Annotated in this window: 18 protein-coding genes; 13 read left to right on the top strand and 5 right to left on the bottom strand. The window is 68.0% G+C overall.

Features of this window, described 5'->3' with window-relative positions; genetic code table 11:
* Positions 1 to 45: 45 nt before the first annotated feature.
* The gene (gene sucB, locus VGB75_18080; protein ID HEY0168958.1) at positions 46 to 1,731 is read left to right on the top strand and encodes a 2-oxoglutarate dehydrogenase, E2 component, dihydrolipoamide succinyltransferase; all 1,686 of its coding nucleotides are present in this window, start codon (positions 46 to 48) and stop codon (positions 1,729 to 1,731) included.
* Positions 1,732 to 1,811: 80 nt separating this feature from the next.
* Positions 1,812 to 2,714: a TIGR01777 family oxidoreductase gene (locus VGB75_18075; protein ID HEY0168957.1), complete on the top strand. Its 903-nt coding sequence runs from the start codon at positions 1,812 to 1,814 to the stop codon at positions 2,712 to 2,714.
* A 40-nt stretch (positions 2,715 to 2,754) separates the two neighbouring features.
* Here VGB75_18075 and VGB75_18070 read toward each other — a convergent pair whose 3' ends face one another.
* Both VGB75_18070 and VGB75_18065 read right to left on the bottom strand, forming a co-directional pair.
* A complete protein-coding gene (locus VGB75_18070; GenBank protein ID HEY0168956.1) occupies positions 2,755 to 4,431 on the bottom strand; it encodes a serine/threonine-protein kinase in 1,677 nt (558 codons plus the stop codon).
* Between the two features lie 190 nt (positions 4,432 to 4,621).
* The gene (locus VGB75_18065; GenBank protein HEY0168955.1) at positions 4,622 to 6,841 is read right to left on the bottom strand and encodes an MMPL family transporter; all 2,220 of its coding nucleotides are present in this window, start codon (positions 6,839 to 6,841) and stop codon (positions 4,622 to 4,624) included.
* 270 nt (positions 6,842 to 7,111) lie between these two features.
* Here VGB75_18065 and lipB point away from each other — a divergent pair, with 270 nt between their 5' ends.
* Positions 7,112 to 7,762 carry a lipoyl(octanoyl) transferase LipB gene (gene lipB / locus VGB75_18060; GenBank protein HEY0168954.1) on the top strand — a complete coding sequence of 217 codons (651 nt, stop codon included), beginning with the start codon at positions 7,112 to 7,114 and terminating at the stop codon, positions 7,760 to 7,762.
* On the top strand, positions 7,755 to 8,732 hold the full coding sequence (lipA, locus tag VGB75_18055) for a lipoyl synthase (protein ID HEY0168953.1): 978 nt from the start codon (positions 7,755 to 7,757) through the stop codon (positions 8,730 to 8,732). Before lipB ends, lipA begins: the two co-directional genes overlap by 8 nt.
* Positions 8,733 to 8,874: 142 nt before the next feature.
* Here lipA and VGB75_18050 read toward each other — a convergent pair whose 3' ends face one another.
* The gene (locus VGB75_18050) at positions 8,875 to 10,263 is read right to left on the bottom strand and encodes a hypothetical protein (GenBank protein ID HEY0168952.1); all 1,389 of its coding nucleotides are present in this window, start codon (positions 10,261 to 10,263) and stop codon (positions 8,875 to 8,877) included.
* Positions 10,264 to 10,361: 98 nt separating this feature from the next.
* Here VGB75_18050 and VGB75_18045 point away from each other — a divergent pair, with 98 nt between their 5' ends.
* The 6 genes from VGB75_18045 (at position 10,362) to VGB75_18020 (ending at position 16,219) form a co-directional block, all read left to right on the top strand.
* Entirely contained in the window at positions 10,362 to 11,126 is a 765-nt protein-coding gene (locus tag VGB75_18045; GenBank protein HEY0168951.1) for a DUF4191 domain-containing protein, read from the top strand.
* Between the two features lie 14 nt (positions 11,127 to 11,140).
* Positions 11,141 to 11,608, top strand: a complete 468-nt coding sequence (locus VGB75_18040; protein HEY0168950.1) for an RDD family protein — start codon at positions 11,141 to 11,143, stop codon at positions 11,606 to 11,608.
* A 160-nt stretch (positions 11,609 to 11,768) separates the two neighbouring features.
* Positions 11,769 to 13,193: a type I glutamate--ammonia ligase gene (glnA, locus tag VGB75_18035; GenBank protein HEY0168949.1), complete on the top strand. Its 1,425-nt coding sequence runs from the start codon at positions 11,769 to 11,771 to the stop codon at positions 13,191 to 13,193.
* Positions 13,194 to 13,725: 532 nt separating this feature from the next.
* Entirely contained in the window at positions 13,726 to 14,271 is a 546-nt protein-coding gene (locus tag VGB75_18030; GenBank protein HEY0168948.1) for a hypothetical protein, read from the top strand.
* Between the two features lie 970 nt (positions 14,272 to 15,241).
* Positions 15,242 to 15,526 (top strand): hypothetical protein, encoded by a 285-nt coding sequence (locus VGB75_18025; protein ID HEY0168947.1) that lies wholly within the window; start codon positions 15,242 to 15,244, stop codon positions 15,524 to 15,526.
* A 363-nt stretch (positions 15,527 to 15,889) separates the two neighbouring features.
* A complete protein-coding gene (locus VGB75_18020) occupies positions 15,890 to 16,219 on the top strand; it encodes a response regulator (protein ID HEY0168946.1) in 330 nt (109 codons plus the stop codon).
* A gap of 433 nt (positions 16,220 to 16,652) precedes the next feature.
* Here the strand turns inward: VGB75_18020 and VGB75_18015 are convergent, their stop codons facing one another.
* Entirely contained in the window at positions 16,653 to 17,288 is a 636-nt protein-coding gene (locus VGB75_18015; protein HEY0168945.1) for a hypothetical protein, read from the bottom strand.
* Positions 17,289 to 17,608: 320 nt separating this feature from the next.
* On the opposite strand from VGB75_18015, the gene VGB75_18010 reads away from it, so the two are divergent.
* Positions 17,609 to 18,418 carry an MBL fold metallo-hydrolase gene (locus VGB75_18010; protein HEY0168944.1) on the top strand — a complete coding sequence of 270 codons (810 nt, stop codon included), beginning with the start codon at positions 17,609 to 17,611 and terminating at the stop codon, positions 18,416 to 18,418.
* 98 nt (positions 18,419 to 18,516) lie between these two features.
* Positions 18,517 to 19,686 (top strand): DUF6544 family protein, encoded by a 1,170-nt coding sequence (locus VGB75_18005; GenBank protein HEY0168943.1) that lies wholly within the window; start codon positions 18,517 to 18,519, stop codon positions 19,684 to 19,686.
* A gap of 78 nt (positions 19,687 to 19,764) precedes the next feature.
* Here the strand turns inward: VGB75_18005 and VGB75_18000 are convergent, their stop codons facing one another.
* Positions 19,765 to 20,691 (bottom strand): BldC family transcriptional regulator, encoded by a 927-nt coding sequence (locus tag VGB75_18000; GenBank protein ID HEY0168942.1) that lies wholly within the window; start codon positions 20,689 to 20,691, stop codon positions 19,765 to 19,767.
* A gap of 272 nt (positions 20,692 to 20,963) precedes the next feature.
* On the opposite strand from VGB75_18000, the gene VGB75_17995 reads away from it, so the two are divergent.
* Positions 20,964 to 23,129, top strand: a complete 2,166-nt coding sequence (locus tag VGB75_17995; protein ID HEY0168941.1) for an MMPL family transporter — start codon at positions 20,964 to 20,966, stop codon at positions 23,127 to 23,129.
* Positions 23,130 to 23,149: the final 20 nt, after the last annotated feature.

The raw sequence follows: 23,149 nt of genomic DNA, 5'->3' as shown, positions 1-23,149 counted from the left end.
GGCTCGGCGTGTCACGCCTTGATCCCACGATAGGAGCCAGAAGACATGCCGGTCTCAGTGACCATGCCGCGCCTCGGTGAGAGCGTGACCGAAGGAACCGTTACCCGCTGGCTCAAGCAGGAGGGTGATCAGGTCACCGCGGACGAGCCGCTACTGGAGGTCTCGACGGACAAGGTCGACACCGAGGTGCCCTCGCCGGCGTCCGGCATCCTGACCTCGATCAAGGTCGCCGAGGACGAGACGGTCGAGATCGGCGTCGAGCTGGCGGTCATCAGCGACGCCAGCGAGGCCTCGGCCGGCTCTGAGCCGGCGGAGGAGAGCTCCGAGCCGGCGGCTGAGGAGCCCGAGGCTGACAGCTCCGCTGAGGAGCCGGCCGCTGAGGACGAGGCTGATGAGGACGAGGCTGATGAGCCGGCTGCCGAGGATGCTCCGGCTGCGCAGGCGACGCCTGCCGACGAGCAGTCCACCGACGAGCAAGCTCCGGACGAGCCGGTCAGCGAGGCCGCTCCGGAGGCAGGGTCGACCGGCTCGCCTGACCAGCAGCAGGGCTCGGCAGGCCAGTCGGACGCCGCGAGCCAGCCGCCCGCTCCGCCGGCCGCTCCGGCCCCAGCGGCCGCTCAAGCCCCGGCAGCCGCTCCGCCTCCCGCTGCTGCCGCTCCGGCTGCGTCAGCTCCGGCGGCGTCAGCTCCGGCGGCGTCAGCTCCGGCTGCGAAACCGGTCCCGGCCGCGGTCGATGACGACGAGGTCGCCGGCACCTACGTGACACCTCTGGTGCGCAAGCTGGCCAGCGAGCACGGCGTCGACCTGAACTCCCTGACCGGCACCGGCGTCGGTGGCCGGATCCGCAAGTCTGACGTGCTCTCAGCGGCCCAGGCCGCCGCTGAGCAGCGTGCCGAGGCCGAGGCGGCGGCGGCAGCTCCGCCGGCTGCGGCGGCTGCGGCGCCGGCGGCTGCGGCAGCTCCGGTCGCGGCCGCTCAGAGCACGGCGCCTGTCGTTGACAACGCCCTGCGTGGCCAGACGGTGAAGCTGTCCCGGCTGCGTCAGGTGATCGCTGCTCGGATGGTGGAGTCGCTGCAGACGTCGGCGCAGCTCACCACCGTGGTCGAGGTGGACATCACCAGGATCGCCCGGCTGCGCGAGGCTGCCAAGGTCGACTTCGAGAAGCGCGAAGGCGTCAAGCTGTCGTTCCTGCCGTTCTTCGCGGTGGCCGCTGTCGAAGCCCTCAAGGCGCACCCGAACGTGAACTGCTCGGTCGACACCGAAGCCGGCACGGTGACCTACCACGAGGCCGAGCACCTGGGAATCGCGGTGGACACCGAGCGGGGCCTGTTGGTGCCGGTCATCCACAACGCCGGTGACTTCAACCTCGCCGGCGTCGCCCGCAAGATCGCCGACCTGGCCGAGCGGACCCGGACCAACAAGGTGTCGCCGGACGAACTCGGCGGCGGCACCTTCACCCTGACCAACACCGGCAGCCGTGGCGCCCTGTTCGACACCCCGATCATCAACCAGCCGCAGGTCGCGATCCTGGGGACCGGGGCTGTGGTCAAGCGTCCGGTGGTGATCTCGGACGAGCGGCTGGGCGAGATCATCGCCATCCGTTCGATGGTCTACCTGGCGCTGTCCTATGACCACCGGATCGTCGACGGGGCAGACGCCGCGCGCTTCCTGACCACCATGAAGACCCGGCTCGAGGCCGGCGCCTTCGAACGCGCGCTCGGACTAAGCTGAGGTTGTGACGAGCCGGGCCCGGCGATGACCAGGCCGGTCAGCCGCGGCGACGGCGGACCGTGCCTGCGCCGGGGTGCGCTGTGAAGGTCGTCGTCGCCGGGGCGTCCGGCTTCATCGGCAAGGCACTGGTCATCGACCTGCGTGGCCACGGCCATGAGGTCAGCACCCTGGTACGCCGCAGCCCGGCGTCGGAGTCGGAATTCCAGTGGCATCCCGAACGGGGCGAGCTTGATCCGCTGGCGCTGGGCGACGCCGACGCGGTGATCAGCCTCTCCGGCGCGGGAGTCGGTGACAAGCGCTGGAACGAGGCTTACCGGCAGGTGCTGGTGCAGAGCCGGGTGCAGCCGACGACCACCATCGCCCGCGCCCTGGCCGAACTGCCGGCCGAGCTTCGGCCCCAGTCGTTCCTGTCGGCGTCGGCGATCGGTTACTACGGTGACCGCGGGGACGAGCCGCTGCCTGAGTCCGCGACCGGCGGCGCCGGGTTCATGGCCGACCTGGTGCGCCGCTGGGAAGCGGCCACCGAGGCTGCCAGCGCTGCCGGGGTGCGGGTGGTGACACTGCGCACCGGCCTGGTGCTCAGCCGCAGCGGCGGCTTGATGAAGCGCCTGATACCGATTTTCAAGATGGGTGCCGGTGGAAGGCTCGGCTCAGGCCGGCAGTACCAACCTTGGATCACGCTGGCCGACGAGATCGGCGCCATCCGGCACATCCTGCGGACTGAGCAGCTCCAGGGCCCGGTCAACCTGGTCGGTCCCGAGCCGGTGCGCAACGCCGAGTTCAGCGCCGAGTTGGCCAGAGCGCTGCACCGGCCGGCCCTGCTGCCGGCGCCGGCCTTCGGCCTTCGGCTGGTGCTGGGCGAGTTCGCCGACGAAGGGGTGCTGCTGAGCCAGCGGGTGCTGCCCGAGAAGCTGATCGGCAGCGGTTACCGGTTCGAGCACGCTGATCTGCGTAGCGCGCTGGCCTGGGCGGTCGCCCACTAGCCGTCAAGGTCGGCGCGAGACTGCCCACAAGGCGGCAGGATCACTGCCCACCCGGCCGTTGTGAGGCGATCCGGAACTCAGCTCCCACCCGAACCAGGCTCAACGCCAGGCGGACCGCACTCGCGGGCAGCGTTCGGCCGCGCACCTCTCCGGCGCAGATCAGCGACGCCGGCGGTTGGCTGGCAGTGACCTGCAACTCCAGGCGCCGCGGGCCGACGCTGGTGACCGCGACGTCCTGGTAGCGGGTGCGCAGCCCGGTCAACCCGCAGCCGGCTGGAATACGTGAGTGGAGCTGGCTGAGGTCTTGGGCGAGCAGGACCGGTGACTGGTAGACGCCGGCCAGCAACTCCGGACGCCCCAGCGCGAACGCCTCGGCGCGCCGTTCGGCCAGCCTTGTCAGCGCCGCTTCGGCCTTCGCCTTGTCGGCCTCAGCCGGGTCAGCGTCAGCCCGGTCAGCATCGGCCGGGCCAGCGTTGGCCCGATCAGCCTCGGCCGGATCAGCATCGGAATCTGCCTCGGCCCGGTCAGGTTTCCGGTCGCGTTCGGCAGCGGCGGTGGTTCGATCCTGGGGAGCGGAGGTCGCCGGCGCAGGGCGGGAGCGCTGCTCGGCGGCTAGGCCAGGCCAGCCCGGCCAGCCACCGCCACGGACGGCGGCCACCCCGGCGCCCAGGGCAGCGATGCTCAGGACCGCTATGGCCGCGACCACGCTCACCCTGGCCAGCCGGCGAGCCGGCCGGGCTGCCGGGCGCGGTTGGTCTGGCGCTGACCTGACCTGCAACCGCGCCACGTGAGTCAGATCGGCCGGCACGGCATCGGCGCCGGCCGGCTGATCCCGCTCAGCCGAGTGCCGGCCGACTCGGGGCGCGATCCGGCCGGCCGCGAGCACCACCGAAGCCGACGGCACGCTGGCGCCCAGGTCGAGCGCGAACTCCGCCGCAGAGCCTCTGCGGTGCGGCTCCGGGTCCAGCGCCCGGATCAGCACGGCGGCCATGGCCTCCGGACAGCCGGCGAGCTTGCCGGGAAGGTCCTCGATAACGCCGCTCGCCGCTCGCGCCAGCACGGCGCGCAGGTCGGCCCGGTCATCGGACTGCCAGGGTCCGGCGCCGGTCAGGCAGTGCAGCGCCACTGCGGCCAGGGAGAACAGGTCGCTGGCCGCCCCGGCGGCGCCCCCGGCCGCCACCACCGGGTCCACATAGGCGGGCGTGCCCAGCGACCGCTCGGGCTCGGCATGCCCGATCAGCATCCGAGCCACCCCCAGGTCGGCCAGCTTCGGTTGGCCAGCGCCGGTGAACAGGATGTTGGCGGCGCTCACGTCACCGTGCAGCACACCCTCGGCATGGGCGTAGGCAAGCGCGGCGGCGATCGGGCTGAGAGCGGCGGCGACCTCGGCCGGGCTGAGCCGGTCGCGCCGACGCAGCAACTGAGCCAGCGAGCCGCCCTGGGCCAATTCCATCACCAGCACCACCGCTGCCGGCGTCTGGACGTACTGGCGCAGCCGGATCAGGCTCGGGTGCTGCAGGGCCGTCAACAACGCGGCCTCGCCGCGCGCCGAGGCGACCAGCTCGGCCGTCCGGCGCGGATCGCCCTGTCCGGGCAGGATGATCCTCTTCAGCGCCACCGGCTCAGCGGTGTCAGCCGTGCGGGCCGACCACACCTCGGCATGGCTGCCATAGCCGATGAGCTGGTCGACGTGGTAACCGGAGACGGTGAATGCCATCGGGCCACGGTAGGAGAACCGGGCACGTCGCTGCTGAAGTTGTCCACAGCCCGGGTGAGATCCACAGCCTCGATCGAGCCCCAAGCCTGAGGCCCGGTCGATCAGTCCCCCTGGTCTCGATCAGTCCCCCGGTCCCGATCAGTCCCTGGTCCCGATCAGGCCCACAGTCCCGATCAGGCCGTCACTCGGCTCAATCCTGGGCGTGGGCCAGCTTCGAGGGCCACCAGATCTTCTTGCCGATGTCAGCCGACAGCGCCGGCACCAGCACGCTGCGCACCAGGATGGTGTCCATCAGCACGCCCACCGCGACGGCGAATCCGAGTTCGGCCAGGAACACGATGGGCAGCACGCCCAGCACCGCGAACGTGGCAGCCAGCACGATGCCCGCCGACGTGATGACGCCCCCGGTGACCGTCAGCCCGCGGGAGATCCCCGCTCGGGTGCCATGCCGAAGGCTCTCCTCCCTGATCCGGGTCATCAGGAAGATGTTGTAGTCGATCCCCAACGCGACCAGGAACACGAAGGTGAACAGCGGGAAGGACGGGTCCGCGCCCGCGAAGTGGAACAGGTGGTTGAACGCCAGCGCCGAGATGCCCAGCGCAGCCCCGAAGGAGAGCACCACCGTCAGGATGAGCAGCACCGGAGCCACGATCGACCGCAGCAACAGCGCCAGCACCACGAAGATGACCACCAGCACGATCGGGATGATCAGGTTGCGGTCATGCACTGAGGCGTTCTGGACGTCCAAGGTCGCCGCGGAAGCGCCTCCGACCATGGCCTCGGCGCCCGCGACACCGTGAACGGCGTCCCGTAGACGGTCCACCGTGGCATAGGCGGCGCGTGAGTCGAAGGGGTCGGCCAGCGTCGCGTTCACAACCGTCCGGCCGTCGATCGGCTGGAGCTGCAGCGACGCCGGAGCGCAGCCGTCGCTGGGCCGGGCGGCGCCGGACTTCGCCGCGGCAGCCAATTTCGGGTAGTCGACCTGGACGCACACCGCGCCCGGCTTGGTGTCCACCCCGCGCACCTTCGAGACCGCGGCGATGACGGCGTCCACGGAGCTGGCGTTGGTGGTGATCACCGCCGGCGTGCTGGCGTCCTGGCCGAACTTGGTGACGTAGAGATCCTGGCCGATGACCGCGTCGGGGGTGTCGGTGAAACCCTGCGCTGTGTTGAGGCCGCGCGCGTTCAACGACCCCAGGCCGATCACGCAGATGCCCAGCACCAGCACGACGCCGATCCAGGCGGGTCGGCGGTTGCTGTCGACCTTGCTCGCGACCCGGGCCCAGAAGCCGTGGCTGGCCAGGTCGATCCTCTGGTCGACTTTGGGTTTGCGGGGCCAGAACACCCAGCGGCCGGCCAGCGCCAGCGCCACCGGCAGGAAGCTCATGGACAGGATGAGGGTGCAGGCGATGCTGATCGCGCCCACCGGCCCCAGGCTCTTGTCGGACTCCAGGCTTGAGAAGCTCAGGCACAGCAGGCCGAGGATGACCGTGACGGCCGAGGCCACGATCGCCGGCGCAGATCCGCGCCAGGCTTTGATCATGGCGTCGAAGCGGTTGGGGTAGACGTGCAATTCCTCGCGGTAGCGGGCGGTCAGCAGCAGCGCGTAGTCGGTGCCCGCGCCGAGCACCAGCACCGGCATGATGCCCGCGCTCTGCCCGTTCAAAGTCACGACCTCGTGCTTGGCCAGGAAGTAGATGACGATCGAGGACAACCCCAGGGCCAGCACCGCCGACAGGGTCGGGAAGACCCACAACACCGGCGAGCGGTAGACGAACAGCAGGATGATGATGACCACTCCCAGCGCGGCGAGCAGCAGCGTGCTGTCGATCCCCGCGAAGGCGTCCGAGAACGCCAGGAGAAGCCCGGACTGCCCCGCCGGATAGGCTTCCAGGCCCTCCGGCAGTCCGGCTGTGGCGTCATCGACGATCTGCTGCTCCAACTTGGCGATCTTGTCGAACTGGACGTCCTTGCCGTCCTGCTTCTGCACCAGCGGCGTGAACAGCGCGAGGGTCGTGCCGTCACTGGAAGCCTGCGGCGGGGTGAGCGCGTCGGTGTCGATGCCGGGAGTGCGGGAGATCGTCTGTGCCGCCCTGCCGGCGGCGGCCCGGTCCTCGGCGGTCAGCCCGCTCGGTCGGTGAAAGACCATGAAGCCGGGCACGTTCTCGATCTTGTTGAACTTGGCCGACTCGGCCAGGACCTTGGTCGACTCCGCCGAACCAGGCAGGTAGGAGGCGTTGTCGTTCTTCTGGACCTCGGCCAGCTTGCCCTGGTACGAGCCACCTGTCCCACCGGCCAGGAACGCCAGGATGGCCACCGCGATCACAGCGAAGACCGGAAGCCCCCGAGGCAGCTGTCGCTGCTTGCGCTCAGGCCCACCGGCCGCCTGCGTGTCCTGGACCTCAGCCATCGAACCTCCAACGCATTCGGAAAACGGAAGGGCTGGACTGCGGCGACGCACCGGGCGAGCTGGATGGCACTTGCTGCCGGTTGCTCGACTCGATGCCCTTATTCATACCTCAGCGCTCTGACAGATTCTCACCTCAGCGCGTCGACGTCAGGCGTGCGGCAATCAGGCGCTCCGGCAGTCACCAGCGGCCTGATCGGCGGGTGTGAGCGCGCGCACCAGCGCCCTTTCTCACGCCGTGGCCCATTAGGCTGGCGGCAAGGAGATGATCAGGTGGCTGAGTTGAAGACTGTTCGGGCAGGCCTGCTTGACTACCAGCAAGCCTGGCAGTGGCAGCGTCAGCTGCACGCCCAGCGGGTCGCCGGCGAGATCGACGACACCGTGCTGCTGCTGGAGCATCCGTCGGTCTACACCGCCGGCCGGCGCACCGAGCCCTGGGAGCGCCCGGCCGACGGCACGCCCGTGATCGACGTGGACCGCGGCGGCAAGATCACCTGGCACGGCCCCGGTCAGCTGGTGGGCTACCCGATCGTCGAGTTGCCCGATCCGTTCGACGTGGTGGCCTACGTCCGGCGGATGGAGGAGGTGCTGCTCGAGGTGTGCGCCGAACTGGGGCTCAGCGGCGCCTGCCAGGTCGAAGGCCGCAGCGGCGTGTGGCTGCGGGCCGATGACCGAGGACCCGAACGCAAGGTGGCGGCCATCGGCGTCCGGGTCGCGCAGGGCGTTACGCTGCACGGCTTCTCGCTCAACTGCAACCCCGACCTCAGCGGGTTCGGCCAGATCGTGCCGTGCGGCATCACCGACGCCGGAGTCACCTCGCTGACCGCCGAGCTGGGCCGCGAGGTGACCGTCGCCCAAGCACTGCCGGTGGTGGAGTCGTCACTGCCCGGTCTGGTCGCCGCGTACGCTCGATCCCGTGACTGAGATCAGCGCCAACCCCGCCGAGTCGAGCCCGGCGCCGGGGCCCGCCCGCAAGCTGCTGCGCATCGAGGCCCGCAACGCCCAGACGCCGATCGAGCGTAAGCCGGAGTGGATCAAGACCCGGGCGGTGATGGGACCGCAGTACACCGAGCTGCGCCAGCTGGTGAAGAGCGAGGGCTTGCACACGGTCTGCCAGGCGGCAGGCTGCCCCAACATCTACGAATGCTGGGAAGACCGCGAAGCCACCTTCCTCATCGGCGGCGACCAGTGCACCCGGCGCTGTGACTTCTGCCAGATCGACACCGGCAAGCCGGCTGTCCTGGACACCGACGAGCCGCGCCGGGTCGCCGAGAGCGTGCAGAAGATGGGGCTGCGCTACGCCACCGTCACCGGCGTGGCCCGCGACGACCTGCCCGACGGCGGCGCCTGGCTGTACGCCGAGACGGTCCGCCAGATCCACAGCCTCAACGCCGGGACGGGCGTAGAGCTGCTGATCCCGGACTTCAACGCCGTCCCCGAGCAGCTGGCCGAGGTGTTCGGCTCGCGCCCGGAGGTGCTGGCGCACAACGTCGAGACGGTGCCGCGGGTCTTCAAGCGGATCAGGCCGGCCTTCACCTACGAGCGCTCGCTGGCAGTGATCAGCGCCGCTCGGGCGGCCGGCCTGGTGACCAAGTCCAACCTGATCCTGGGGATGGGCGAGGAGCGGGCCGAGATCTCGCAGGCGCTGCAGGACCTGCACGACGCCGGCTGTGAGCTGATCACCATCACCCAGTACCTGCGTCCCTCGCTGCGGCACCACCCGGTCGCACGGTGGGCCAAGCCCGAGGAGTTCGTCGAGCTGCGCGAAGAGGCCGAGGAGATCGGCTTCGCCGGAGTGCTGAGCGGTCCGTTGGTGCGGTCGTCCTACCGGGCCGGCCGGCTCTACCAGCAGGCCCTCGACGCCCGCACCCTCACTCCGTCGGCCTCGAACTGAGCCGACCGGCTCCTCGTCAGGGCCGGCTCTAGTAAAGGCTGGCGTCCCGTCAAGGCCGGCGTCCGTCAAGGCCGGCGTCCCGTCAGGGCTGGCGTCCGTCAAGGCCGGCGTCCCGTCAGGGCTGGCGTTCACCAGCTCCGCCTCAGCGACGGCGGGCGTTGACCACGGTCATGCCGACCAGAGCCGCCATCGCCGCGGCGAAGACGAGCACCACCAGGGCGACCTCTCTCTGAAACACCGGCAGGCCGTTGTAGTCCGACCTCGGCTCGACCAACCGGATGATGGTGGAGTCCGCGCTCGACGTCGGGCTGGGGGACGCCGTGCCGGCCGGCGCCGAACTGGGCGGCTGGATCCGAGACGGCGTGGCCGACGGTTGGGCCGCGCTGCCGCTGGGGCGGGGCGTCGGCGCCGGGCGGCTGGCGGAGTCGCCGTTCGACGGGCCACCGGCGGAGCCCGCGGCTGAGGATGAGGCAGCCGGCGGGCGCTGCGCCGGTGCGCTGGTGGCTGGTGCCCTGGTCGGGGGCGCACTGGTCGCAGGCCCAGCCGGCGCTGAGCTCGCCGGGGTGCGCGACGGCGCTGAGCTGGTGGGCGCCGGCGAGGCGGGCGGGCGTGACACCGTCGCGGTCGGTGGCCGCGCTGGCGTGCTGGGAGCCGGGCGCGAGGAGTTCGGAGGCGTCGAGCCCGGCCTGCTCACCGACACGCTCGGACTCGGCCGCGCTGAAGTCGAGGGCGCGGGCACGGGGCCGGTGCTGGCGCAGCTGAGCCGGATGCTGCGGGAGGTGGTCACCGAGCCGTCCAGGCCGATCACCCGGACCTGGTACCGGGCTGGCTTGGACACCACCTGGCTGAGAGTGATGCTCGAGGCACTGGGCTCGTCGAAGCTGACCAGGGTTCCGACCGGCTCGGCGCCGGCCAACTGACCGTCATCACGCACCAGCAGCACCGTGTAGTCGATCTGCTCGATGCCGATCCTCTGCAGCCGCCGGTCCACCTCGTTGGGGTTCTGCAGGGTGACCCTGAGGTTGGCCTGGGAGCCCGGCGTGCAGCTCTTGGTGGTGACGCTGACGTCCGGCTCGTCCAAACCGAAGTTGGTCGGCTTTATCCGGTGGCAGGTCGCAGGCAGCGGCAGCTTGATGATCTCGGGCCGGTCGAGCTGGCGGAGGAACACGTGGTCGCCCGGGTGCGGCGGGCTGGCGAGCCGCACCTTGAGGGGGCTCTCGCCGAGGGTCACCAAGCTGGGGCCGCCCTCGGTGTAGACGCCGTAGCCGTCGGACCCCGGACTAGCCAGGCCGACCTGTAGTACCAGCTCGCGATCGGCGAAGTCTTCCTGCTCGACGGCGCTGAGACCTACCTCGACGAAGTCATCCTCGCCCTTGTCCTGTGCGCAGCCGAACCGGACGCTGGCCCGAATGTCGTAACTGTCGACAGAGGCGGCGGCGCTGGGCTGTGCCAGCAGCGCGAGCGAGCCGCCCAGGGCTGTGAGCAGCACCGCTGCCACCATCCGCTCAGGACGCCGAATTCGCACTGTCAACTCACCCCCGCACGACAAAGAACTAACGCTGAGGTAACTGTAGCGGGTAAACCTTGACGCGGGTGAAACATCTTTCGCCGACGCCTTATCCTGTTGTCATGGCGCAATCGACCGGGGCGAAGCGAACTGGCAAGGTCAAGCTGAGCAGGGCGGAGAAAAAAGCAGCCCGCTTGGTGCGTAAGCAGCGGCGGCGCGACTCGTTCAAGCAGATGCGGCAGGCATTCACGCTGACCCGCAAGAACGATGCCCGACTTGTGCCCTATCTGGTCCTGGCCTTCGTGCTGACCGCGGTGCCGCTCTACCTGCTGGTCGTCTTCATCACCGACAGCGTCTGGCTGCCCATCCTGCCGGCGCTCATGCTCGGACTGCTCGCCGCGATGTTCCTGTTCTCCCGGCGTGCCCAGAGCTCGGCCTACAGCCAGGCCGAGGGGCAGGCAGGCGCCGCGGCCTACGTGCTGGGGCAACTGCGTGGCGACTGGCGCAAGACCGACGCCGTCGCCGGAACCCCTCAGCTCGACGCGGTGCACCGCCTGCTCGGCCGGCCCGGCGTGGTTTTGATCGGCGAGGGCGCTCCGCAACGGGTCAAGCCGCTGCTGGCCCAGGAGAAGAAGCGGGTCGCCCGGCTGGCCGGCGACGCGCCGATCTATGACGTGGTGGTGGGTCGCGGTGAGGGCGAGGTGCCACTGGCCAAGCTCAACACGCACCTGATGAAGCTGCCCCGCAACCTGTCCAAGGAGCAGGTCGTCGCCCTGGACCGGCGGCTGTCCGCCCTCGGCGCTCAGCGCGCCCCGCTCCCCCAGGGTCCGATGCCCGGCGGCGTCAAGATGCGCAGCGTCCAGCGCGCGGCCCGCCGCCGCGGCTGAGTCGCTGCCTCACCGTGCCCGACGGACCGGCTCAGCCGGGTGGACCGGCTCAGCCCGGCCGCTCGACTCAGCCCTATCGCGGCCAGCTGATCGGCCTGCCGCCGTCCGGGCCGGGATCACTGGCGCCGACCGGCCGCCGGATCTGGGCCTTCGTGCTCGACATGCTGGCCGCCGGGCTGGTGGCGAGCCTGTTCGCACCGCCCCGGGACCTGCCGGGCCTGGCCGCGCACCTGCCCGGCCAGTGGAGCCTGATCCCGCTGGCTCTGGACTACCTCATCGGGCTGCTGCTGTTCGGCCGGTCGCTGGGCATGTACCTGACCGGCCTGCGGGTGATCCGGGTGGACGCCACCCTGCCCATCGGACCGCTTCGGGCGCTGGTGCGCACGACGCTGCTGCTGACGCTGGTTCCGGCGCTGGTGGCCGACCAGGACTTCCGCGGCCTGCACGACCGGTTGACCGACACCGCCGTGATCGTGCACTGACCGGCGTCCGTTCACCGTCGCGCCAGTCTGCTAACCCGGGCCGGTGGGCGTAACGTCGCCGAAACACTCGGGACACCAGGCAGCAATCGGCCGCCCTTAGGTTGGCAGCACCTTATGTGATCTCCCACCCCACCCAAGGCAGACGACAAGGACCCGGTAGATGTTCAGCAGCCCCGATGAGATTCTCAGCTTTATCAAGAACGAGGGCGTCGAGTTCGTCGACGTGCGGTTCACGGACCTGCCCGGCACGCAGCAGCATTTCAATGTGCCCGCGTCCGGCTTCACCTCTGACGCCTTCACCGACGGCCTGATGTTCGACGGCTCGTCGATCCGCGGCTTCGCCGCCATCCACAAGTCCGACCTGAAGCTGCTGCCGGACCCGGCCACCGCCTACGTCGACCCGTTCCGGACGGCCAAGACGCTCAACCTGAACTTCTCGATCGTCGAGCCGCGCACCGGCGAGCCCTATGACCGCGACCCGCGGCAGGTGGCGTCCAAGGCCGAGGAGTACCTGAGCTCCACCGGCATCGCCGACACCGTCTACTTCGGCCCCGAAGCCGAGTTCTACATCTTCGACGACGTCCGGTACGAGTCCAAGATCAACGGCTCGTCCTACTCGGTCGACTCGATCGAGGGCGCCTGGAACAGCAACCGGGTCGAGGAGGGCGGCAACCTCGGCTACAAGACCCGGGTCAAGGGCGGCTACTTCCCGGTCTCACCCTATGACCACTACGCCGACCTGCGCGATGAGATGAGCCTGGAGCTCATGAAGGCCGGCCTGGAACTCGAGCGGGCTCACCATGAGGTCGGCACCGCCGGCCAGGCCGAGATCAACTACAAGTTCGACACCCTGACCCACGCCGCCGACCAGGTTCTGATGTTCAAGTACATCATCAAGAACGTCGCCTGGCGCAACGGCAAGACCGCGACCTTCATGCCCAAGCCGCTGTTCGGCGACAACGGCTCGGGCATGCACTGCCACCAGTCGTTGTGGAAGGACGGCGAGCCGCTGTTCTACGACGAGACCGGCTACGCCGGCCTGTCCGACACCGCCCGTTACTACATCGGCGGCCTGCTGCACCACGCCCCGTCGCTGCTGGCCTTCACCAACCCGACCGTGAACTCCTACCACCGGCTGGTGCCCGGCTACGAGGCGCCGGTGAACCTGGTCTACTCGGCCGGCAACCGCTCGGCCTGCATCCGGGTGCCGATCACCGGCACCAGCCCCAAGGCCAAGCGCATCGAGTTCCGGGTGCCCGACCCCTCGGCCAACCCCTACCTCGCCTTCTCGGCGATGCTGATGGCCGGCATCGACGGCATCCGCAACAAGATCGAGCCGGCCGACCCGATCGACAAGGACCTCTACGAGCTGCCGCCGGACGAGGCCGCCTCGATCGCCCAGGTGCCCGGCTCGCTCGACGCGGTGCTCAACCACCTCGAGGCCGACAACGAGTACCTGCAGGAAGGCGGGGTGTTCACCGCCGACCTGATCGAGACCTGGATCGACTACAAGCGCGTCAACGAGATCGACCCGGTTCGGCTGCGGCCGCACCCGTACGAGTTCGAGCTCTACTACGACATCTAATAGCGTGCCTTGAGCGCTCCCCGCGCTTTGGGCCTCAGACCCTTCCATCCCCCGTCATTGCTGGCCTCCACGCTTGTCGTTGGTAGTCGTTGATGGCGGGGGCTGGTCGTTGTCGTGTGCCCCATCGGAGCCCGGCGAAAGGCTCAGGCTTGAACCTACGACCCTCGCGGATGAAGCCGTGAGTTCGCAGTCGGGCAGAGTATTGATGGCTCGATCGTCAGCGGGTCCTAGCTGTTTACTTGATGACCAGTAGTTGCCTCGGACAACGTTTTGACAGTCGATCAGGAGCTACGAGGCCGTGTCTCAACAGTCGCCGAGTGCCAGTGCTGCGCCGTGGTGTTGACGAGCGTCAAGGATGATCGCCTCAGGAGCAACTTCTGTCTGAACTGCTACAAGTCTTGGATGCGCTGGAAGCCAAGCCAGGCTGATCGGAGCGCCCGCAACGTCTTCATCACGTGGCGTCGTCAGAAGCTCGCCGAATCGGCCGGGGCGGTTTAACCGAACGCACGTGGCCCCCGGTACCGTCCGGCGCATGGCTCGGGACTATGACAAGGCAGCTAGTCGGTTCCTGAATGCGCTGCGACGCTTCACCCACGGCCTGGAGACTCAGCGCCAACGAATCATCGACCGAGCTGCCAACGCACCCAAGCTGTTCGAAGGATCTGACTTCGAAGTAACCAACCATGGCGCTAATCCGGGCACTGACTTGGACTACTACATCTACGAACTCGGCCGCATCCGAGCAGCGGGCATCTCCATCATCAAAGTGTTTCGCCGGCCGGATGAGCTCGTCGCGGCGCAAGCTGCATTCGAAGCAGGCATTCCGAAGCTGAAGGACATCCGCGACCCACTGACGCACGTCAACGACAACGATGAGCTCGACGAGGTGGCCTGGTTTAGCAACGTCGTGAACCTCAAGCCTGGTGGCCGAGTAGAGGGACTTGTCGACCCGCGCCACCAGCACCATGACTACGCAATGGCCTATAGCGCCGCGCTCATGACGTATCTCAGCAAGCACATCCAGGCCGCCATCGCCGCAAGGGACGCGCCTGAACCGCCTCCGTCGAGCACGCCGTAGGGAGCCAAACAGATAGGGCTCAGCGTCCCACGCCTCCATGTCGTAATCGCAGGTCGTTGCAGTTGCTTGACACATCGACTTAATTGATCAGCTAATGCCTGGGGAGTCCGCTTCGGCACAAGCACTTGAGCCAGAGGGGAATACCTCACGCCGGATCGGGACTCCGGAGACCATGGCCCTCATTCTTCTCTCCCCGTAGACATTCCAGGCCTATAGGTGACTCGTGTGGCCTCGGTGGACGCGCATTCTCGCGTTCACGCGGCGTGCCACTACGATGCAATCACGTCCTGAAGGTCCGAAAAGGGGGTAGCGCTGTGACGCTGGAGACCATCGTGGACGCGGCTGCCTGGGTCGTAAGCGCCGGACTCGGCGCTGGCACTGTCCTCCTGGTTGAAGGGGTCAGACACCGTCACCGTATCCGTGCCTCAGGTGCCGATTCAATCGCCGCCGTTGCTATGGGCGAGATAACTTTCGTGAATAGTCATCTCGCAGCGAGTGCCGTCCTCCTGAGCGAAGCAGACACCGCTCGAATAATGGCTTACTTAGAGGACAAACTGGGTGAAGAGGACAGAGAAGCGGCGGCCTCACCTCACCAAAAAGACGCCGAACGATTGATGAGGGCACAGTTAGAGGCCAGTAGCCGAGCCGAACGCCCCCCGCTGCGTCCCCGCCCAGCTAGAGCGGAAAGGCCCCTTGCATATCGGTTTGAGCGAGCACGGTCCAGGTTGCGCAGTAGAGCGACGCGGGAGGGCTTGTCCATCGTGCGCGTGGCATCTGAGCCGATGACGGCTGCCCAACCCTTCATTGACGGCGTCGGCCATGCTTTCTCGTTCGGGCTGATACCGCTCAACTCGTCACCGATCCGCTCTATCGAGGAAGTCTTCTCGGATGCTCGTGCTGACTTGGAAGCGGCCGTGCTCCGGGCCCGGCGATCGGGAATCATTCCTCCACACGTGAGTGGGTCTAACTGATGGCGCTCTCAGAGGAACTCGAGGTCTACCAGCAGGCTGATGAGGCGACCCGCAAGCAGCTCCGCTTGATCATGAAACGACAGTATCGGCGCGAGCGAGAGCCGTATCGGCTCAACGTTATGGGCTTCTGGTCGGGCTGGAGCATCTCACTCGCGTTTCTTGGTGTCTCGGGCTGGCTGATCAATGGCGATCACGCCCTCAGCGGTACGGTGCTCGGAACCGTCGACATCGTGTCCCTGGCCACGGTGTTCGTCTACGCCCACACGAAGCGCGCAAAACCCTAGTAGCGAGTGGCGCTGCCGAACTCCTTACGCTGGCGTCTCCAGACATCTCCACCTGGGGACGCCCGTACGCAGCTAACCTCGCGAGCACTATGGCTATGAGGCAAACGTCATTATCTACCAAGGTGATGATGTTCGCATCGTGCTGCCGTGTCCCGAAGTCCAATCGGACGACATCCCAAGCGCCCAAATGTGCCGCTGAGGAGGGCGGCGGCCCGCGTTGGCCAAGTTCATATGCACGTGGGGCGCTGGCGATCATCGGTGCCTATCGCAACCAACGTCAGCCGGGCGGCGGTGTGACCTCGTTCGCGACGATGACGTCCACCTGAACACCTACGCGCTGCCAGCGTGAGTGGGCTCTCCCACATGAGCCTCCTGATCGTTGAAGACGTACGAGAGATAGCCCCGCTGTTCGAGCTGCTGCTCAAAGGAGCTGGTCACACTGTTGAGACCTGGACATCGGCGTTCGCGTCAACAGCCGACCTCGCACCTTGGCCCATGATCGACGTTGTCATCTGTGACCAGGACATCGACGGGTATGACGGCAAGGCCCTACTTCGCTGGCTGGCCGAAGTCCACCCAACGGTTCGGCGCGTGATGATCACGGGAGGCTCAATCACTACCGAGGTCGAAGCGTCAGCTGACCTGGTGCTCATCAAGCTCGTTAGCTCAACCGCGGTCCTCCAAAGCACTTAGGAACAGCCCCATGGGCAATGAGGGCCAAGATCGTCGGCAACCGAATCTAGGGACAGCGCGCCGCATCGATCAGCTCGACGCCAAGATCGATCGCGTCGGTGACCAGGTGGAGCGGGTCGGGTCGGAGACGCGGTCGGCCATCGAAATGCTGATGAACCAGCAGGCGGAGCGCTGGAAGTGGTTCGAAGAGCGATCCAACATGGAATCACGCAACCAACATCAAGCTTCTGACGTCGTCGATGGTCAAGGTCCAGCTGGTCCTCGCCTAGTTCGGTACTACGACATCCAAGTTCCGTCAGACGCTCTGATAAAGGTTTACCCAGCCCGTGCCCGACCAGAGTTGCTGCAGCCACCAAGCCTTGCTGGAGTTCGAGCTGTACTACGACATCTGAGAGACGATCGGTCGAGGCCTTGTCAGCGGACAGGGCCTCGTTCAGATGCGCTCGATCGCGAAGGACAGGATGAAGCCCAGGGTCGCGATGAACCCCGCGTAGAGGTGGGTGCTCTCGAACGCTTCGGGGATCATCGTGTCGGCCACCATGGCCAGGATCGCGCCGGCGGCAACCGCGGTGATCACCGCGATCACCTGAGGCGAGGCCCCTTCCAGGGTCAGAGCTCCGATGAGTCCTGCCGCGCCGCTGGCCAGGGCGATGCCGCCCCACACGCCGAAGACGTAGCGGGCGCCGCGCCCGGCTTTCTTCATCCCTGCGGCGCTGGACAGCCCCTCGGGCAGGTTCGAGATGAAGATCGCTGCGAGGACCGGAACTCCGACGCCACCGCCGCCGAACAACGTCAGGCCCAGGACGATGGACTCCGGTATGCCGTCCAACAGCGCGCCGATCGCGATTGCCCCGCCGCTGCCTGGGCTTTCGCTTTCGGACGGCTGTTCCTGCGACCGTTTGCGGTGTCGGCCGCCGCGCCGGGCCAGCGCGGCGTTTGCCGCCACGTACACGGCCGCGCCACCGAGGAAGCCGATTGTCGTAGCCGCCAAACCACCCGTGGTCTCAGCCTCGTCAACGAGGTCGAAGGAGAGAGCCGCGATGAGCACCCCGGCGCCGAACGCCATCACGCTGGCGACGACCTTCTGCGGCACTGGCAATACCCACGCCACCGCGGCGCCGATGACCAGAGCGGCCCCTGCGAGCAACCCCCACAACCCTGCTTCGGCCCACACCGGCATGCCGTCCCCTTACGTGCGAAGGCAACCGTAGCGCGCATGTGTCGCCGCGCTGCCGGCGCAGGCTCCAGCGATCGCCGAACACCTCGATGGCGGCGCTTTATCGGGCACCCGACCGCGGTTCATGCGCTCGCCCAGACTGCCTGCAATCCATTACCGCCAGGTACTACCGTCTAGACAAGCGGTTGCACACCACAGGCGGAAGGAGTCCCGTGCTGCGCCAGGTCGCCGACGGTGTGCTGGTCCACCAGAGCGAATTCCTCCAGAGCAACGCCGTTGTCGTGCAAGGCCGGGCCGGCGTGTTGCTCATCGACCCCGGGGTGCAAGACCACGAGATGGCCTGCCTCGCGAACGACCTGTCCGATGTGAGCCAGACCGTTGTGGCCGGCTTCTCGACGCATCCTCATTGGGATCACCTGCTCTGGCACGCCCGGCTCGGCGCGGCGCCTCGTTACGGCACGGCCCGCTGCGCGGCCACTGTCCGAGCTCGGCTGTCGGACGCGGGTGCGAAGGCCCGCGTCGCCGAGCTGATACCGCCGGACATCGTCGAGCAGGTGCCGCTGGACCTGCTCGGCCTCATCACCGGCCTGCCCGCCGACACCGCGCGGATTCCTTGGGATGGCCCTGAAGTCCGGATTGTCGAGCATCACGCGCATGCCCCGGGCCATGCGGCGCTGTTGATCAAGGAGCGCGGCGTGCTCGTCGCCGGCGACATGCTCTCTGATGTCCTGATCCCGATGCTCGACTTGAGCGGCGCCGCGGGCCCGATTGAGGACTACCTCGCCGCGCTGCGGCTGCTCGAGGGCACCGTGGGCGACGTCGCTGTCGTCGTCCCGGGTCACGGGTCCATCGGCGGAGCTGATCAGTTGCGCGCCCGGATCGAACAGGATCGCGTGTACGTGCTCGCCCTGCATGAAGCCCATGACCCCAGCGACCCACGGCTGGGTCCATCAGCGTATGGAAAGGATTTCCTACCTAACGTGCATGAACGGCAGCTTCAGCACCTCGCTCGGCGCGGGTAGCGACACCACGGCATCAGGTCAACGGGGGTTCGTCAGGTCAACGGGGTCAGCCTGCCGCGACTAGGAGGAGAGTGGTGGGTGGAAGGAGCTGATCTTCCGTGACCAACGTTCTCCGTTGGGCCGTGACCGCTGTGCTCGGAGGCCACGGGCTCATCCATCTACTCGGCGCCGCCAAGGGCTTCGGGTGGGCAGACGTTGCCCAGCTCGAGCAACCGATCGGAGCCGGAGGCGGCGTCCTGTGGCTGCTTGCGGCGCTCCTCGTCCTCGCTTGCGCTGTGCTCATCGCTGTAGGAGCGCCCACCGGGTGGTGGTTGATCGCCGCCTGCGGCGCGATCGTCTCCCAGGCCGCCATCGTGACCTCGTGGAGCGACGCGAAGGCCGGCACGCTGCTCAACGTCCTTCTGCTGCTCGTCGCGGCGTGGTGGTATCTCTCTTCGGGCCCGACCAGCTTCCACGCCCGGTGGCAGGAGCAGGCGACCCAGGCGCTCACCGATGTCGACCCCACGCCTGCTGTCCTGACCGAGTCGGACCTTGCCGTCCTGCCCGGCCCTCTCGCGGCCTACATCCGGCGATCCGGGGCCGTCGGTCAACCGCGAGTGACCAGCTTCTACGCCGACTTTCACGGCCGTATCCGCAGCAGCGCGGACGCTGCGTGGATGTCGTTCACCGGCAAGCAGGTCAACACCTTCGGTCCGCGTCCGCAACGCGTGTTCATCATGGACGCGAGAAGATCCGGACTGCCGGTCACCGTGCTGCACGTGTACGGCGACGCCACCGCCACCATGCGGGCGAAGGTGCTCTCGCTGGTCACCGTCGTCGACGCCTCCGGTCCCGAGATGGACCGCGGAGAGACCGTCACGGTATTCAACGACCTCGTCGTCCTCGCCCCCGGCGCGATCGTCGACGCCCCCATTCGATGGACCGCCGTGGACTCCCGGCACGTCCGGGGTGTCTTCACCAACGGAGACCAGACGGTCGCAGCGGAGCTGACCTTCAACGACGATCACGACCTGATCGACTTCGTGTCCGACGACCGGCTCCGTGCCTCGGCTGACGGGAAGTCCTTCACCCGGCAGAGATGGTCGACGCCGCTGTCGGGCCACCGCGAGGAGCACGGACATCGAGTTCTCACCTCGGGCGAGGGACGGTGGCACGCCCCCAGCCCGGAAGGCTGGTTCACCTACGTCGAGCTCCACTTCGATGACATCGTCTACAACCCACGCAGCGCCGACGGGGCGCCTGCGCCACTGCCCGTCCCCCAACCCTGAGCGCTGGTCTGCGACAGTCGATGGCGCATGCCGCTGCACCGGAGCGGTCCCCGTTCCCCTTGCGGCGCGATCCCAGCGTCAGGTGCGGGCATTCCACAGGTCCGAGGCTTGTCGGGCCGTCACGCAGTCTCTCTGAGCTACCTGGTGGGCGGTCTCCAGCGTCAGGTCGTGAAGAGCCTGCGCCGTGGCGACGGCCTCCCGCTCCAGGGAAAGGTCGAACGCAGCCACCATTACCGCGAGGTGTGCCGCAGCGTCTGTGACTGCTTGAGCGACGCGTGCCGCGGCCAGAGCGCTGTCGGCCGTAGCTAGGTCAGCGGCAGCCTGCACCGTTGCGGCCATGCGTGCCGCGACGAGTGAGGTATGAGCCTTGGTGCCTGAGGAGCTGACGAGCCGCTCGGCTTGAGCCGCCGCCTCGGCCAGGCGTGCCGCTTGCGCTGTGGCCAGCGACCGCATCGCGGCTGCGGCCAGGGCCGCCTCGCCGGCAATCACCTGCGCAGCCTCAGCAGCGGCCAATGCCCTTGCGCGACGCGCCTTCACCGCTGCCGATGCCGCCCGCTCTGCAGCTACCGCGACCGATGCAGCCGTCTCCAGCACGGCTTCTGCGGCTGCCTGGGCCTGTGTCTCCAGCACGATGGCGACCGCCTCGGCCAGCACGGCCTCAGCGGTGGCATCAGCTGCGACGTAGCCGGTGTCGCGCGTGGCAGGCGTGACCCGAGGCTCCTCGACGCCATTGGCACGAGGCCGCCCTTGAGGCCTCAGGTGGTTCGTGCCCTTATTGATCAGTGGGCTGATGGCTTCGGCCCGGAGGAGGCCCTCACTCAGAACCTCGAACATGAGCGCTTGAACGTCGGAGCTGCGGAATCGCCGATGACCACCCGGGGTGCGCGTGGAGGCGATCTTGCCTTTGCTGGCCCAGCGGCTGACTGTCTTCGGGTCGACGAAGACCAGGGCTGCCACGTCGGCAGGAGTGAGGAGATGCTCTGTCGGCGCCTTCTGTGCGGCCATAGGACTCCCCCAGTGGTAGCGACCGCCCTCGCTCCGCATGCGGAAAGCCATGGGCAGACTTGTCGCCACTGTGGTCGAGAGTAGCCCCACATTCACCGTTGCCCTCCAGCCACGGTGACTCGGTGCGGGAATCCGAGGAGGTGGTCCCTTTCGGGATCGAGCGGTCCGGTTCAGGCGTTCCGCCGACCCCGCACTGCTCGTAGCGTCGACAGCGGGCACCCTGCCTCGCCGCCCACGGCCAGCCCCAGTGTGCTCCCCCCTAGGAGTTCCTCATGGAGCGCTTCGCCCACCTCGTCATGCATCACCGCCGGATCGTCAGCGGCATCTGGTTGGCGCTCTTCATCGGCGGCATGGTCTCGGTCAGCCCGTTGGGTGAGCGGTGGTCGCTGGACTTCTCACTGCCCGGGCAGCCGGGTGACAACGCCGAACAGCAGCTCATCGACACCTACGGCGTTTCCACGTACGACTCCTACCTCGCTGTCGTGACGGTGCCCCAAGGTGAGACGGTCGAGGGGAACAGGGCCGCTGTGGCCGGTGTGATCAGTGCCGGCGTCGCGGCTGTCACAGACGTGAAGCTTCGCGTGGTGGACTTGGCCAGCACCAACGATCCGGGCTTCGTGACCGACGACGGCCGCGCGACGTACGCCTTGATCCAGGCTCCGGTCCCGGTGACGGCCGGTCCTCAGATCGAGACCCAGCTCGACCCCGCACTGACCGAGGCAGCCCGGGCCGCCGGCTTCGAGAGCGGCCTGACCTCCTACGTGCTGATGTCTGCAGGCGGTGACCAGGAAGGCTCGAGCGTCCTGGTCGAGACCCTGCTCGCCGGTGCGGCTGCGCTGCTGGTGCTGCTCTTCGTCTACGCGTCGTTCCTGGCGCTGCTGCCGCTGCTCATCGCCGGGGTGTCGATCCTGGTCACGTTCATGCTCGTGCTCGGGCTCACGACGTTCACCGATGTCAGCATCATCGTCAAGTTCCTCGTCGCGCTGATCGGGCTTGGGGTCGCCATCGACTACTCGCTGATCCTGGTGTCACGGTGGCGGGAGGAACGCGCTCACGGCCGCAGCAACGAGGAGGCGGTCGTCGTCGCGATGAAGACGGCCGGACACGCCGTCATGGCCTCGGGCGTCACCGTGGCGATCAGCCTGCTGGCACTGCTGATCCTACCGGTGCCGGCCCTGCGCAGCATGGGCGTGGCGGGGATGCTGATCCCACTGGTCAGCGTGGCTGTGGTGCTCACCCTGCTCCCGGCGCTGCTCTCCAGCGTCGGCCCGCGCATCGACTACCCCCGCATCCGCAAGGAAGGCACCGCCTCACGTGGTTGGTCGGCATGGGCGCGGCTCATCGTCAGGCACCGCGTCATCGCCACCGCGACGGCTCTGATCGTGCTCGGCCTGCTCGTCGCGCCCGTGTTCAGCCTCAAGATCGGGCCGGGCTCCAGCTTGGAGTCCCTCGCGCACAACGGCCCCCGCTTCGACACGCTGCAGACGCTGACTGACGGCGGCGTCGGCGCCGGGGTCATCACCCCCATCGCGGTGCTCGTCCCCGCCCGTGATGCCAACGCAGCCGCTCAGGCAGCCCGGGGCGTCGACGGCGTCCAGTTGGCCGTCGTGGGCACCACCAGCGGCGACAGCGCCGTCGTCGACGTGTTCCCGAGCCGGCCGACGCTCGACAGCGACGCCTCGACGGTCGTCACCGACGTCCGGGCAGCCGTCGAGTCTGAGGTGAGCGGCCAGGTCGGCATCACCGGCCTCGGTCCCACCATCGAGGACTACTTCAGCGCGGTCTACGACAAGTTCCCCTACGTGCTGGTGATGATCGCCCTGATCACCTACCTGCTGCTGGTCCGCACCTTCCGGTCAATACTGCTGCCACTCAAGGCTGTGCTGCTCAACCTGGTCTCCCTGGCCGCCGTCTTCGGATCGATCGTGTTCTTCTGGCAGCTCGGCCACGGCTCCGACGTTGTCTTCGACGTCGCCCCCACCGGAGCGATCAACTTCTGGCTGCCCGTCGTGATCTTCGCGTTCCTGTTCGGGTTGTCGATGGACTACGAGGTCTTCATCCTGACTCGGATGCGGGAGGAGTACGACCGCACTGGCGACACCGGCATGGCCGTCATCACCGGGATCGGCCGCACCGGCCGGCTCGTCACCTCCGCGGCCCTGATCCTGTTCTTCTCCTTCTCGGCCATCGCCACCTCGCCCGGGACCGACACCAAGGTCCTCGGAACCGCCCTGGGGGTCGGCATCCTCATCGACGCCACCATCGTGCGCGCCCTGCTGGTGCCCGCCCTGGTCAGCCTGTTCGGCCGGTGGAACTGGTGGCTGCCCGGCTGGCTCGCGCGCGCCTTGTTCGTCGAGCCTTCGCCGCTGCACCCGGTCCGCATCGTGCCGCCCGAAGCGCTGCCGGAGCCGGGCAAAGTGCCGGCCGGCATCAATTGATAGCCATTAGGCCCGACCCC

This window comes from Jatrophihabitans sp. (assembly GCA_036399055.1).
GTDB lineage: Bacteria > Actinomycetota > Actinomycetes > Mycobacteriales > Jatrophihabitantaceae > Jatrophihabitans_A.
The sequence above is the reverse complement of the archived record's forward strand: the minus strand, read 5'-3'. Positions and strand labels throughout refer to the sequence as shown.